The sequence below is a fragment of the Microbacterium sp. 1.5R genome, assembly GCF_007667425.1.
GTDB lineage: Bacteria > Actinomycetota > Actinomycetes > Actinomycetales > Microbacteriaceae > Microbacterium.
The window spans coordinates 859,421-871,729 of sequence record NZ_VDRC01000002.1; the positions used below are offsets into that span (position 1 = coordinate 859,421).

General features: G+C 69.2%; 10 protein-coding genes and 1 tRNA gene. 10 read left to right on the forward strand and 1 reads right to left on the reverse strand.

Going from position 1 to position 12,309, the window contains the following annotated elements:
- The first annotated feature begins 10 nt into the window (after window positions 1-10).
- Window positions 11-1,615: a phosphoglycerate dehydrogenase gene (serA, locus tag FSY98_RS14980; RefSeq protein WP_144877430.1), complete on the forward strand. Its 1,605-nt coding sequence runs from the start codon at window positions 11-13 to the stop codon at window positions 1,613-1,615.
- A 69-nt stretch (window positions 1,616-1,684) separates the two neighbouring features.
- On the opposite strand, the gene FSY98_RS14985 is transcribed toward serA, so the two are convergent.
- A complete protein-coding gene (locus FSY98_RS14985) occupies window positions 1,685-2,230 on the reverse strand; it encodes a TetR/AcrR family transcriptional regulator (RefSeq protein WP_144877431.1) in 546 nt (181 codons plus the stop codon).
- A 118-nt stretch (window positions 2,231-2,348) separates the two neighbouring features.
- Here FSY98_RS14985 and FSY98_RS14990 point away from each other — a divergent pair, with 118 nt between their 5' ends.
- The 9 genes from FSY98_RS14990 (at window position 2,349) to FSY98_RS15030 (ending at window position 12,071) form a co-directional block, all read left to right on the forward strand.
- A complete protein-coding gene (locus FSY98_RS14990) occupies window positions 2,349-3,884 on the forward strand; it encodes an MFS transporter (RefSeq protein ID WP_144877432.1) in 1,536 nt (511 codons plus the stop codon).
- Between the two features lie 76 nt (window positions 3,885-3,960).
- Window positions 3,961-5,004 (forward strand): 3-isopropylmalate dehydrogenase, encoded by a 1,044-nt coding sequence (locus FSY98_RS14995; protein WP_144877433.1) that lies wholly within the window; start codon window positions 3,961-3,963, stop codon window positions 5,002-5,004.
- A 61-nt stretch (window positions 5,005-5,065) separates the two neighbouring features.
- Window positions 5,066-6,166 (forward strand): branched-chain amino acid aminotransferase, encoded by a 1,101-nt coding sequence (locus tag FSY98_RS15000; RefSeq protein ID WP_144877434.1) that lies wholly within the window; start codon window positions 5,066-5,068, stop codon window positions 6,164-6,166.
- A 224-nt stretch (window positions 6,167-6,390) separates the two neighbouring features.
- Complete coding sequence (locus FSY98_RS15005; protein WP_144877435.1) at window positions 6,391-7,338, forward strand: type IV toxin-antitoxin system AbiEi family antitoxin domain-containing protein; 948 nt, start codon at window positions 6,391-6,393, stop codon at window positions 7,336-7,338.
- Window positions 7,339-7,516: 178 nt separating this feature from the next.
- A complete protein-coding gene (locus FSY98_RS15010) occupies window positions 7,517-8,293 on the forward strand; it encodes a fumarylacetoacetate hydrolase family protein (protein ID WP_144877436.1) in 777 nt (258 codons plus the stop codon).
- On the forward strand, window positions 8,290-9,582 hold the full coding sequence (locus tag FSY98_RS15015; protein ID WP_144877437.1) for an MFS transporter: 1,293 nt from the start codon (window positions 8,290-8,292) through the stop codon (window positions 9,580-9,582). The genes FSY98_RS15010 and FSY98_RS15015 overlap by 4 nt, the downstream gene beginning before the upstream one ends.
- Complete coding sequence (locus FSY98_RS15020) at window positions 9,579-10,343, forward strand: class I SAM-dependent methyltransferase (protein WP_144877438.1); 765 nt, start codon at window positions 9,579-9,581, stop codon at window positions 10,341-10,343. The genes FSY98_RS15015 and FSY98_RS15020 overlap by 4 nt, the downstream gene beginning before the upstream one ends.
- Before the next feature lie 53 nt (window positions 10,344-10,396).
- On the forward strand, window positions 10,397-11,902 hold the full coding sequence (gene gltX / locus FSY98_RS15025; RefSeq protein WP_144877439.1) for a glutamate--tRNA ligase: 1,506 nt from the start codon (window positions 10,397-10,399) through the stop codon (window positions 11,900-11,902).
- A 97-nt stretch (window positions 11,903-11,999) separates the two neighbouring features.
- Window positions 12,000-12,071, forward strand: a tRNA-Gln gene (locus FSY98_RS15030).
- The last annotated feature ends 238 nt before the right edge of the window (window positions 12,072-12,309 follow it).

Genomic DNA, 12,309 nt, shown 5'->3' on the forward strand with positions numbered 1-12,309 from the left:
AGGATCCACTGTGCCGAAGCCCGTCGTGCTCATCGCCGAAGTTCTCTCTCCCGCCACGATCGAGGCCCTCGGTCCCGACTTCGATGTCAAGCACGTCGACGGCACCGACCGCGACGCGCTGTTCGCGGCCCTCACCGATGCGAACGCGGTGCTCATCCGGTCGGCGACCCAGATCGACGAGGAAGCCCTCGCGCACGCTCCGCAGCTCAAGGTCGTCGCCCGTGCCGGCGTCGGGCTCGACAACGTCGACATCAAGGCAGCCACCACGGCCGGCGTCATGGTCGTCAACGCCCCGACCTCGAACATCGTCTCCGCCGCCGAGCTCACGGTCGGCCATATCCTCAGCCTGGCGCGGCGCATCCCCGCCGCGCACGCCTCGCTCTCATCCGGCGCATGGAAGCGCAGCTCCTTCACCGGCGCCGAGCTGTTCGAGAAGACAGTCGGCATCGTCGGTCTCGGCCGCATCGGCGCCCTCGTCGCCGCGCGGCTCGCGGCGTTCGACATGCGCGTCGTCGCGTACGACCCCTACGTCACGTCTGCGCGGGCGCAGCAGCTCGGCGTGCAGCTGCTATCGCTCGACGAGCTCGTCGCAGAGTCGGACTTCCTCACGATCCACATGCCGAAGACTCCCGAGACCACGGGCATGATCGGCGCCGACCAGTTCAAGGCCATGAAGCCGACGGCCTTCGTCGTGAACGTCGCCCGTGGCGGCCTCATCGACGAGGAGGCGCTCCGCGAGGCACTGGTCGCGGGTGAGATCGCGGGTGCGGGCCTCGACGTCTTCACCTCGGAACCCCCGGTGGAGGGCGGCTCCGCGCGGGCGCTGCTCGACCTTCCGAACGTCGTCGTCACGCCGCACCTCGGGGCGAGCACCGAGGAGGCGCAGGAGAAGGCCGGCGTCTCGGTCGCGAAGTCCGTGCGCCTCGCGCTCGGCGGTGACCTCGTGCCCGACGCGGTGAACGTCGCCGGCGGCGTCATCGACCCGTACGTGCGCCCCGGCATCTCGCTCGTCGAGAAGCTCGGTCAGATCTTCGCCGCCCTCGCCACGTCGCCGCTCACGAGCCTCGACGTCGAGGTGCACGGCGAGCTCAACGACTACGACGTGAGCGTGCTCAAGCTCGCGGCCCTCAAGGGTGTGTTCACGAACATCGTGAGCGAGACCGTGTCGTACGTGAACGCGCCGCTGCTCGCCGAGCAGCGCGGTATCGCCGTCCGTCTGCTCAAGGACGACGAGAGCGACGAGTACCGCAACGTGATCACGCTGCGCGGGGCGCTGTCAGACGGCTCGCAGCTCGCGGTCTCGGGCACCCTGACCGGGCCGAAGCAGACCGAGAAGCTCGTGGGCATCAACGACCACGCGCTGGAGCTGCCCATCGAGAAGCACCACGTCGTGATGCTCTACACCGACCGCCCGGGCATTGTCGCTGTCTACGGCCAGAAGTTCGGCGAGGCCGGCATCAACATCGCCGGCATGCAGATCGCGCGCCTCGGCGCCGGTGACCAGGCTCTCAGCGTCCTGACGCTCGACTCGCCGGTGTCCGATGACCTGCTCGACGATCTGCGCGGCGCGATCGACGCCGACCTGTTCCGTCAGATCGAGATCACCGAGGTCTGATCCGGAAGACAGAGGAGGGAGGGTGCCGCGCGCTGCGGCATCCTCCCTCTTCTGCCTCCGCGCCGTCCGTCAGGGCGCGGTCGCGCGGAGGACCAGGGCGAGCAGCGCCTCGAGTTCCTCGCGGTGGGGCACCAGGTGCTCCTCGCCGTTCACGTCGAGTGAGTTGTTGAAGTACAGACCGTCGCTGACGAGCATCACGAGGTCGAGGCTGGCGCGGTCGCGCACGTGGGGACGGATGGTGTCCTCCCAGCGCCGCCGTACGTGCCGGAGGGCGTCGCCCGCCGCGACGGAACCGCCCTGGGCGAGGCGCGAGGTCGCGATGAGGGCGCGGTCGAGTACGTCGTCTTCCATCACCGAGGTGCGGACGTAGTAGGCGACAGGTCCTTCGTCGTGGGCGTTCATGCGTTCGAGGTCGGCCGTGGTGAGCCGATCGAGGCGGTTGAGCAGGCCGGCGACGAGGTCGTCCTTCGACCCGAAGTGATACAGGAGACCTCCCTTCGACACGCCGGCCGCCTTGGCGGTGGCGTCGAGGGTGGCTGTTCGCTCGCCGTCGTTGAGCACGATCTTCTCGAACGCGTCGAGGACGCGCTCGCGGGCGAGGGGAGGTCGGGGCATCGTGTTCCTCTGCTCGGCGGGTTCCTGTCTTCACGGTACGCCAGGGGAGCGGTGATTCTGTTACTATACCATCCGGACGGTTTATATTCAGCGCGTCCCCATTCGAAAGGTGTTCCTCATGACCCGCACGGCGTCGATCGCGACGACCGAGACGGAAGCCCCGCGCGTCGGGGCCCGAGGCTGGGCGGCTCTCGTCGTCCTCATGCTGCCGGTGCTGCTCGTCTCGGTCGACAACACGGTGCTCAGCTTTGCCCTGCCCGAGATCTCCATCGCCCTCGCCCCCTCGGGGACCGAGCAGCTCTGGATCATCGACGTGTACCCGCTCGTGCTCGCCGGGCTCCTCGTGACGATGGGAACGCTCGGCGACCGCTTCGGGCGCCGACGGATGCTGCTCATCGGCGCCACCGGTTTCGCGATCGTGTCGGCTCTGGCGGCGTTCGCCCCCACCGCCGGCCTGCTCATCGCCGCTCGGGCGCTGCTCGGCTTCTTCGGTGCCATGCTCATGCCGTCGACGCTGTCGCTGCTGCGCTCGATCTTCCAGAACCGCGACCAGCGGCGTCTCGCGATCGCGGTATGGGCCTCCGCGTTCTCTGCCGGTGCGGCGCTCGGTCCGATCGTCGGGGGGTTCCTGCTCGAGCACTTCGCGTGGGGATCGGTGTTCCTCATCGCGGTTCCGGTGCTGATCCCGCTGCTCATCGCCGCGCCGCTCCTCGTGCCCGAGAGTCGCGACCCCCACCCCGGACGGATCGACCCGATCAGCATCCTGCTGTCGATGGCAGCGATGATCCCCGTCGTGTACGCGATCAAGTCGCTCGCGGTCGACGGGCCGTCGCTGACCGCAGGCGCGTGGGCCCTGCTCGGAATGATCATGGGGTACCTCTTCGTGCGACGGCAGTTGCGCGCCGACATCCCCATGCTCGACATGGCGCTGTTCCGCCGAGGGACGTTCTCGGGCGCGATCCTCGTGAACCTGCTCAGCGTCGTCGCCCTCGTGGGGTTCCTGTACTTCGTCTCGCAGCACCTGCAGCTCGTGCTCGGACTCTCGCCGATGGTCGCGGGCCTCGCGCTCGTGCCAGGCATGGTGGCGATGATCGTCGCCGGTCTCAGCGTCGTGCCGATCTCGCGCCTCGTGCGACCGCACGTCCTCGTACCAGCCGGCCTCGCGTTCTCGGTCGCCGGCTACCTCCTCGTGGCGCTGTCGACCGAGGACCACGGTGTCCTCCCCTTGATCATCGCGTTCGTCGTGCTGGGCATCGGCATCGGTGCCGCGGAGACCATCTCGAACGAGCTGATCCTCTCGAGCGCGCCGGCGGCCAAGGCGGGAGCCGCGAGCGCCGTCTCCGAGACCGCATACGAGCTCGGGGCCGTGCTCGGCACCGCCGTCCTCGGCGGACTCATCACGGCGTTCTACCGAGGTGCGCTCGTGGTGCCGGACGGCATCCCCGCCGAGGCCGCGCGCGCGGCATCCGAGACCCTCGCCGGGGCGTACACGGCGGCGGCCGCGCTGCCGGGCGAACTCGGCGACGCCCTCTGGGCTGCGGCTTCTGCGGCCTTCGGATCCGGCGTGCTCGTGACGTCGCTGATCGGCGCAGGACTCGTCGTGATCGCGGGCGTGATCGCCGCCGTCACACTGCGCAAGGCGCCCACTCACTGAGCGCTACTCTGGAGGAACCGGTCTGCGCGACGCCATCAGGCGGAGCAGACCGGTTCGTCCCGATGCAAGGAGTCCCATGTCGCGTGTCGTGAAGCTGGCCGTCATCCCCGGCGACGGGATCGGCCCCGAGGTCATCGCCGAGGCCGAGAGAGTCCTCGACGCGGTCACGGCAGACTCCGACGTGACCTTCGACAAGACCCGCTTCTCGCTCGGTGCCGACCGATTCCTCGCAACGGGTGACACTCTCACCGACGACGATCTCGCGGCGATCGCCGCGCACGACGCGATTCTGCTCGGTGCTGTCGGCGGAACCCCGGGCGACCCGCGCCTGAAGGACGCCAACATCGAGCGCGGGCTGCTGCTGAAGCTGCGCTTCACGCTCGATCACTACGTGAACCTGCGCCCATCGAAGCTGTTCGCAGGCGCTCCCGGCCCGCTGGCCGCCCCGGGCGAGATCGACTTCGTCGTGGTGCGCGAGGGCACCGAGGGGCCGTACGTCGGCAACGGGGGAGCGATCCGCAAGGGCACCCCGCACGAAGTCGCGAACGAGACGTCCGTCAACACGGCCTTCGGTGTGGAGCGTGTCGTCCGCTATGCCTTCGACCTTACCGAGCGTCGCCGCAAGAAGGTGACTCTCGTGCACAAGACCAACGTTCTCGTGCACGCGGGCGCCATCTGGCAGCGCATCGTCAACGAGGTGGCCGCCGAGCATCCCGACGTCGCCGTCGACTATCTTCACGTGGATGCCGCCACGATCTTCCTCGTGACCGATCCGTCGCGGTTCGACGTGATCGTCACGGACAACCTCTTCGGTGACATCCTCACCGACCTCGCCGGCGCCGTCACGGGCGGCATCGGCCTCGCAGCCTCGGGGAACATCAACCCAGACGGCGCGTTCCCCTCGATGTTCGAGCCCGTACACGGTTCGGCGCCCGACATCGCCGGTCAGCAGAAGGCCGACCCCACGGCCGCGATCCTCTCGATCGCCCTCCTGCTCGACCACCTCGGCTTCCCGGCGGAGAGTGCCCGCGTGCACGCCGCTGTCGAAGCTGATATCGCCGCCCGTTCGGGCGCGCGAACGACCGCGGAGATCGGCTCCGCGATCACTGCCCGCCTCTGAACGGCAGGCGTAGGCTGAAGCGGCGCGACGATGCGCCCACCCACGAGGATTGGATGAAGACATGACGACCATCGATGCAGAGACGACCGTGGCTCCGTTGGAGTTCGCGGTGACGAAGAACCTGAACGCGGCCACGCCGGCGCGCGTCAACGAGGTGCTCGAGAACCCCGGATTCGGTGTCGTGTTCACCGACCACATGGTCGACATCTGCTGGTCGGCCAAGGGCGGATGGCACCGCCCCCGCGTGCAGCCCTACGGTCCGATCCCGCTCGACCCCGCGGCATCCGTTCTGCACTACGCACAGGAGATCTTCGAGGGCATCAAGGCGTACCGCCACGCCGACGGCTCGATCCATACCTTCCGCCCCGACCGCAACGCGGCGCGGATGCAGGCGAGCGCGCGCCGCCTGGCGCTGCCGGAGCTCCCGTCGGAGTACTTCGTGCAGTCGCTGCGCGAGCTCATCGCCGTCGATGGGCGTTGGGTGCCGTCGGGCGCCGACCAGAGCCTGTACCTGCGACCCTTCATGTTCGCCAAAGAGGCGTTCCTGGGCGTCCGCGCCGCGCAGAAGGTCGCGTACTACGTGATCGCCTCGCCGGCGGGAGCGTACTTCACCGGCGGCGTGAAGCCGGTGCGCATCTGGCTGTCGGAGGAGCACGCTCGCGCGGGTCGCGGAGGCACCGGCAAGGCCAAGACGGGCGGCAACTACGCCTCGAGCCTGCTGCCCCAGATGCTCGCCAGCCAGAAGGGCTGCGACCAGGTGGTCTTCCTGAACGAGGACGACAACGTCGAGGAGCTCGGCGGCATGAACGTCGTGTTCGTCTTCAAGGACGGCCGCGTCGTCACGCCCGAGTCCGACAGCATCCTCGAGGGCATCACCCGCGACTCGCTGCTGCAGCTGGCGGAGGACCGTGGCTTCACGGTCGAGAAGCGTCCGATCTCGATCACCGAGTGGCGCGAGGGCGTCGCGTCGGGTGACATCGTCGAGGTGTTCGCGTGCGGAACCGCCGCCGTGGTGACGCCGATCGGCGCGCTCGTGGGTGACGGATTCGACGAGCCGCAGCCGCTCGGCGAGCTCGCCCTGTCGCTGCGCGAAGAGCTCACCGACATCCAGTACGGCCGCCGCGAGGACCGGCACGGCTGGCTCGTGCGCCTCGACGCCTGAGCGTTCTGTCTGCCTCGTCGCTCGAGACCCCGCTTTCGCGCCGAAACCCCGCCCTGCTGACGTCAGCAGGGCGGGGTTTCGACGCTGAAGCGGGGTCTCGGCGTGTGGAGACCGCTTCTGCACACCGAGCGATCGGCCGGGTTGCCTGTGGAGAGCCGGCGATCGGAGGCGACTGCGGCGCACAATGACGGATGCCTCGACGAATCGACCTTGCAGAAGCCGCGATGTTGCTGCGATCCCGCGCGGAATTGATCGCCTCGGGATCGCACACCGAGAGGGAGATCCGCGATCGCGAGCGAGCGGGTGATCTCCGGCGCGTGCATCGCGGGTTCTACATCGAGAACAGCGACTGGAGCGATCTCTGGGCCGAAGGTCGACATCTCGTGAGAGCGCTGGCCGTACGACGTGCGAGTCCCGGGCCGGGACCGATCTTCAGTCATCTGTCGGCCGCTGCCGTGTGGGGTCTTCCGCTTTTCGGTGCGGTGGCGCCCGAGGTGCACACGATCATCGAGGGTCGGCGCCACACGAGGACGGAATCGGGCGTCGTGAGACACGATCTGACTGTCGATCGCGAGGACATCGTCGAGAGCGGGGGCATTCGTCTCACCTCGCCTGTGCGCACGGTGTTCGACCTCGCGCGCACGACCTCTCGCGCTACGGCTCTCGCTGCGGCAGATGCGGCTCTGCGCAGCGAGGCTCTGCGGGGGAGGTTCATCGACGCAGCGGCGGATGGCGACTGGCGCGAGCGCCTCAGCGCGCTGTGCACACCGGGTCTGCGGGGCGTTCGTCACGCGCGCTGGATCGGCGAGTTCGCGGACGGGCGGGCGCAGCTGCCGGGGGAGAGCGTCAGCAGGCTGCATCTGCACACGCTCGGTTTCCGGGACGTGCAGTTGCAGGTGCCCGTCACGGGCGCAGACGGCGATCAGTACTACCTCGATTTCGGATTGCCGCGCGCGCGAACATTCGGCGAGTTCGACGGCGAGGCCAAGTATCTGGAGCCGTCGATGCGCAGAGCATCGAGCCCGGCGGAGGTCGTACTCGCCGAGAAGAGGCGCGAAGACGACATCCGAGGAGTGACCGGATGGCGCCTGGTGCGGTGGGGTGGCGATGATCTGCGCTCTCCCGACGCCCTGGCGGCACGACTCGCCGCATTCGGCATCCGTCCGTCTTGATGCGGGCACTCGCCGAGACCCCGCTTTCGCGTCGAAACCCCGCCCTGCTGACGTCAGCAGGGCGGGGTCTCGGCGACGAAGCGGGGTCTCGGCGGCAGGGCAGGGGCTCGGCGGGGTGCGGGCTCGGCGGGCACGGCGGGGTCTCGGCGGGCGCGGCGGGGCTGGATAGGCTGGATGCATGAAGATCGCCCGGTTCAGCCATGACGACGCCATCCTGTTCGGGATCGTCGACGAGTCCGACCTCGTCGTCCTGACGGGCGACCCGCTCTACGCCGGATACGAGACGACCGGCGACCGCGTGCCGATCGCGGATGCCGTGATCCTCGCCCCGGTGATCCCTCGTTCCAAGATCGTGTGCGTGGGGAAGAACTACCACGACCACGCGGCGGAGATGGGGGGAGAGGCCCCCCAGGAGCCGCTGCTCTTCCTCAAGCCCAACACCTCGGTGATCGGCCCCGGTGACGCGATCGTGCGTCCGGCCATCTCGGAGCAGACCGAGTTCGAGGGCGAGCTGGCCGTGGTGATCGGGCGCGTCGCGAAGAACGTCTCGGCGGAGAACGCCCTCGACCACGTGCTCGGCTACACGATCGCGAACGATGTGACCGCGCGCGACCTGCAGCGCAAGGACGGCCAGTGGACTCGCGCCAAGGGCTTCGACACGTTCTGCCCGCTCGGCCCCACCATCAACACGGACTTCGACCCGTCGACCGCGACGATCGAGACCCGCGTGAACGGCGAGGTGAAGCAGCGGGCGCCGCTCAGCGACATGATCCACTCCGTCGCCGACATCATCGAGCACGCGTCGGCGGTGTTCACGCTGCTGCCCGGCGACGTCATCCTCACGGGGACGCCGGCGGGTGTGGGCGCGTTCAACGCCGGCGACACGGTCGAGGTCGAGATCTCCGGCCTCGGCATCCTGCGCAACGCCGTGCGAGACGCCTCGCCCGCGTCATGAGCGGCGTCGCCCTCTCTGCGGCGCAGGTTCTCCGCGTGCAGCGGCGCACCGTCCTGGTCCTGTCGGTCGGGAAGGTGCTGGGCGGCGTCGCGTTCGGGGCGACCGTGTCGCTGGGGGCGCTCCTCGCTGCCGACATCTCGGGCAGCGATGCGCTCTCGGGCATGGCCACGGCATCCGTGACGCTGGGAGCCGCGCTCTGCGCGATCCCGCTGGCCCGGCTCGCCGCGCGGGTGGGACGCCGGCGCGCACTGACCCTCGGCAACCTCTTCGCGCTGGTCGGCATCGCCATCGTGATCACCGCGGCCTCACTGCGGGTCTTCCCCCTCCTGCTCGTCGGCATCGTCATGATCGGCGCCGGGAACGCCGGCAACCTGCAGTCGCGGTTCGCCTCGACCGACCTCGCCTCCGCGCAGCATCGCGGCAGGGACCTGTCGATCGTCGTGTGGGCGACGACAATCGGCGGGGTCGCCGGACCGCTGCTGCTCGGCCCAGGCGAGGTCGTCGGCGAGTTCATCGGGATGCCGCCGCAGACCGGGTCGTACGCCTTCTCCTTCGTCGCGCAGTGCGCTGCCCTCGGCCTGTACCTCGTCGCCCTGCGCCCCGACCCGCTGCTCACGGCGCAAAGGCTGGCCGTCGCCGCCGCGGCGACGGCGAACCGCGCCGTCGAGGATCGCCCCATCGTGGCGCGGTACGCCATCTTCGCGATCGCGGGTTCGCACGTGGTGATGGCCTCCGTCATGGCGATGACGCCGGTGCATCTCGCGCACATGGCGCACGGTGCGCACGGCATGGCGCCTACCCCGGCCGACGTCTCGGCCCTCGTCGGCATCACGATCGCCCTGCACGTCGGCGGCATGTACGCGCTGTCGCCGCTGTTCGGCATCCTCGCCGACCGGTGGGGCAGGCTGCGGACCGTCTTGCTCGGGCAGGCATTGCTCGCCGGCGCTCTGGCGTTCGCGGTCTTCGTCAGCGACCGCGAGTGGGGTGTGATCGTCGCCCTCATCCTTCTCGGCCTCGGCTGGAGCGCAGCGACCGTCGCCGGTGCCGCCCTGCTGACCGAGGCGAGCGCCCCGGACCTCCGCACGCGGAGGCAGGGACGCAGCGACTCGCTCATGAGCCTGTCGGCGGCGGCAGGTTCCGTGCTCGCGGGGGTGATCCTGTCGAACTTCCAGTACGCGGGGCTCGGGATCGCGGCATCCGTCCTCGTCGTCGCGATCGTCGCCGCTCGCCCTGGCGCGTTCTCGCCGCGAAGGGATCATGACACCGTGAACGACGGGGCGATGGCATGAAGGACTGGGATGGCACGGGTGCCGGTTACGCGGCGTCGTACGAATCCCTCTGCGTCGGAACCGTGCCGATGTTGCGCCAGCGTCTGGGTGCGGCTGACGGACGGACGATGCTGGACGTCGGATCGGGGACCGGCGCGCTGGCTGCGGAGTTCCTCTCGGCGGGGTGGGACGTCACAGCGTGCGAGCCCGAGCCGACGATGCGTGCCGTCGCCGCGCAGCTCCGCCCCCAGCTGACGCTGGTCGTCGGATCTCTTCCTGCGCTCCCGTTCCCTGATTCCGCTTTCGACGTAACGGTCGCCAACTTCGTGCTGAACCACGTCGGCGACCCCCGCGCCTCGGCGCGCGAGCTCGTCCGTGTCGCCCGCGGAGGGCTCGCGGCATCGATCTGGTCGACGTCTCCCTCCTGGTTCTGGCGCGAGGTATGCGACCGGGCCGGTCTCGCGCCGGTCGAGGCGACGCGGCTTCCGGCGGAGAAGGACTTCGATCGATCGGCGGCGGGATTCGCCTCGATGCTCGAGGACGCCGGGTGGGCAGGCGTCGAGGTCGCAGAGCACACCTGGATCTGGTATGCCTCGCCGCAGGAGCTCTGGGCGTCGGCGGAGGGGGGAGTAGCCACCGCCGGTGCGTTCTATCGTGCTCTGGATGCTGACGGGAGGGTGGCCTTTCGTGGCGGCTTCGACGCGGTCTGCGCGGACCGCAGTGTCGGCGATCACGTCCCGCTCGAGCACACGGCCGCGATCGCGACCGCGCTCGCCCGGTGATGCGACGGAGACGAACCGAGGGCGCAACGCCCGCGCCGTAGAATCGAAGGGCTATGGCTACTCCTCACCCCTCCACGACGACGGCCAGCGGCGCTGACGTCCGCGTCCGCTTCTGCCCCTCGCCGACCGGTCTGCCGCATGTCGGCATGGTCCGCACCGCTCTGTTCAACTGGGCGTACGCCCGACACAACGGCGGGAAGATGGTGTTCCGCATCGAGGACACCGACGCCGCGCGCGACAGCGAGGAGAGCTTCCGGCAGCTCGTCGACGCGCTCACCTGGCTGAAGATCGACTGGGACGAGGGCGTCGAGGTCGGCGGCCCGCACGCCCCGTACCGGCAGTCGGAGCGCCACGACATCTACCGAGGTGTCATCGACAAGCTGCTCGCCACCGGGGCGCTCTACGAGAGCTACTCGACCGCCGAGGAGATCGACGCCCGCAACGAGGCCGCAGGCCGGGCCAAGCAGCTCGGCTACGACAACTTCGACCGGAACCTGACCGACGAGCAGAAGACCGCCTTCCGCGCAGAGGGTCGTCAGCCCGCGCTGCGTCTGCGCGTGCCCGATGAGGACGTCACGTACGTCGACCTCATCCGCGGTGAGGTGACCTTCCCCGCGGGCTCCTTCCCCGACTTCGTCGTGGTGCGCCCCAACGGCATCCCGCTCTACACGTTCGTGAACCCCGTCGACGACGCGCTCATGGGAATCACCCATGTGCTGCGCGGCGAGGACCTCATGCCCTCGACAGCGCGTCAGCTCGCCCTCTACGCGGCCCTCATCGACGCCGGCGTGACGACGTTCGTGCCCCGATTCGCCCACATGCCGCTCGTGCTGGGGGAGACCGGAACCAAGAAGCTCTCGAAGCGCGACCCGCAGGCCGATCTCTTCCTGCACCGCGAGCGGGGCTTCATCCATGAGGGCCTGCTCAACTATCTGGCTCTGCTCGGATGGTCGATCGGTCCCGACCGCGACGTGTTCTCGCTCGACGAGTTCATCGCGGCGTTCGACATCACGAACGTCAACCCGAACCCGGCGCGCTTCGATCAGAAGAAGGCCGAGTCGATCAACGGGGACCACATCCGGATGCTGGAGGAGAAGGACTTCGCCGAACGCACCATCCCGTACCTCGCCGCCGCCGGTCTCTTCGACGAGCCGACCCACGAGCAGCTCGTGCTCGCGTTCCGCGCCGCACCGCTCGTGCAGGAGCGCGTGCAGCTGCTCGGCGACGTGCCGGGGATGCTCGGGTTCCTCTTCGTCGACGAGGTGTCGTACGACGCCGACGCTCTGAAGGGTCTCCCGGCAAACGCCGCGGAGGTGCTGCGGGCCTGCGTCGCCGCGCTGGAGCCCGTCGACGAGTTCACGCCGGAGACGATCCAGGATGCTCTCGCCACCGCACTCGTCGAGAACCTCGAGCTGAAGCCGCGCGTCGCCTACGGGCCGCCGCGCGTCGCGATCACCGGTCGCCGGGTGTCGCCTCCGCTCTTCGAATCCATGGAGCTCATCGGCAAGAGCGAGTCGCTCAGCCGCCTCCGCGGTCTGGCGGAGTTCCTGGCGCGATGACGGCGCGCCCGGGCGGGCGACCGGAGCCGGGCGTTTTGGCATTCCGGTCGCCGCTCGGGTAGGCTTGACTCTCGGTGCGAGGCTCCGGTTTCGCCCTTGGGGTATGGTGTAATTGGCAACACGGCTGATTCTGGTTCAGTTGTTCTTGGTTCGAGTCCAGGTACCCCAGCAGAACGAAAACCCCCGCTCAGGCGGGGTTTTCGTCGTCTCCGGGTGTGCAGAGCAGCCCTCGGATTCTGCTGGTCGGCGCGGCGGGAGAACGCCTCACGGACCGCGGGATGGAGACGCCCGCCCGTGCGGAGTGGACCGCCCTCAGGCGACGCCTCCCGCCGTATCGACCCTCCATTCCTGCGCCCACAACGTGGACGGACCGCCCATAGTCGCCCGCGCGCGATGCGCTCCACACT

Excerpts from the sequence above, each read along its gene's own strand:
- FSY98_RS14985 (WP_144877431.1), bottom strand. The coding sequence starts at position 2,230 with ATGCCCCGACCTCCCCTCGCCCGCGAGCGCGTCCTCGACGCGTTCGAG.
- FSY98_RS14990 (WP_144877432.1), top strand. The coding sequence starts at position 2,349 with ATGACCCGCACGGCGTCGATCGCGACGACCGAGACGGAAGCCCCGCGC.
- FSY98_RS14995 (WP_144877433.1), top strand. The coding sequence starts at position 3,961 with ATGTCGCGTGTCGTGAAGCTGGCCGTCATCCCCGGCGACGGGATCGGC.
- FSY98_RS15000 (WP_144877434.1), top strand. The coding sequence starts at position 5,066 with ATGACGACCATCGATGCAGAGACGACCGTGGCTCCGTTGGAGTTCGCG.
- FSY98_RS15005 (WP_144877435.1), top strand. The coding sequence starts at position 6,391 with ATGTTGCTGCGATCCCGCGCGGAATTGATCGCCTCGGGATCGCACACC.
- FSY98_RS15010 (WP_144877436.1), top strand. The coding sequence starts at position 7,517 with ATGAAGATCGCCCGGTTCAGCCATGACGACGCCATCCTGTTCGGGATC.
- FSY98_RS15015 (WP_144877437.1), top strand. The coding sequence starts at position 8,290 with ATGAGCGGCGTCGCCCTCTCTGCGGCGCAGGTTCTCCGCGTGCAGCGG.
- FSY98_RS15020 (WP_144877438.1), top strand. The coding sequence starts at position 9,579 with ATGAAGGACTGGGATGGCACGGGTGCCGGTTACGCGGCGTCGTACGAA.
- gltX (WP_144877439.1), top strand. The coding sequence starts at position 10,397 with ATGGCTACTCCTCACCCCTCCACGACGACGGCCAGCGGCGCTGACGTC.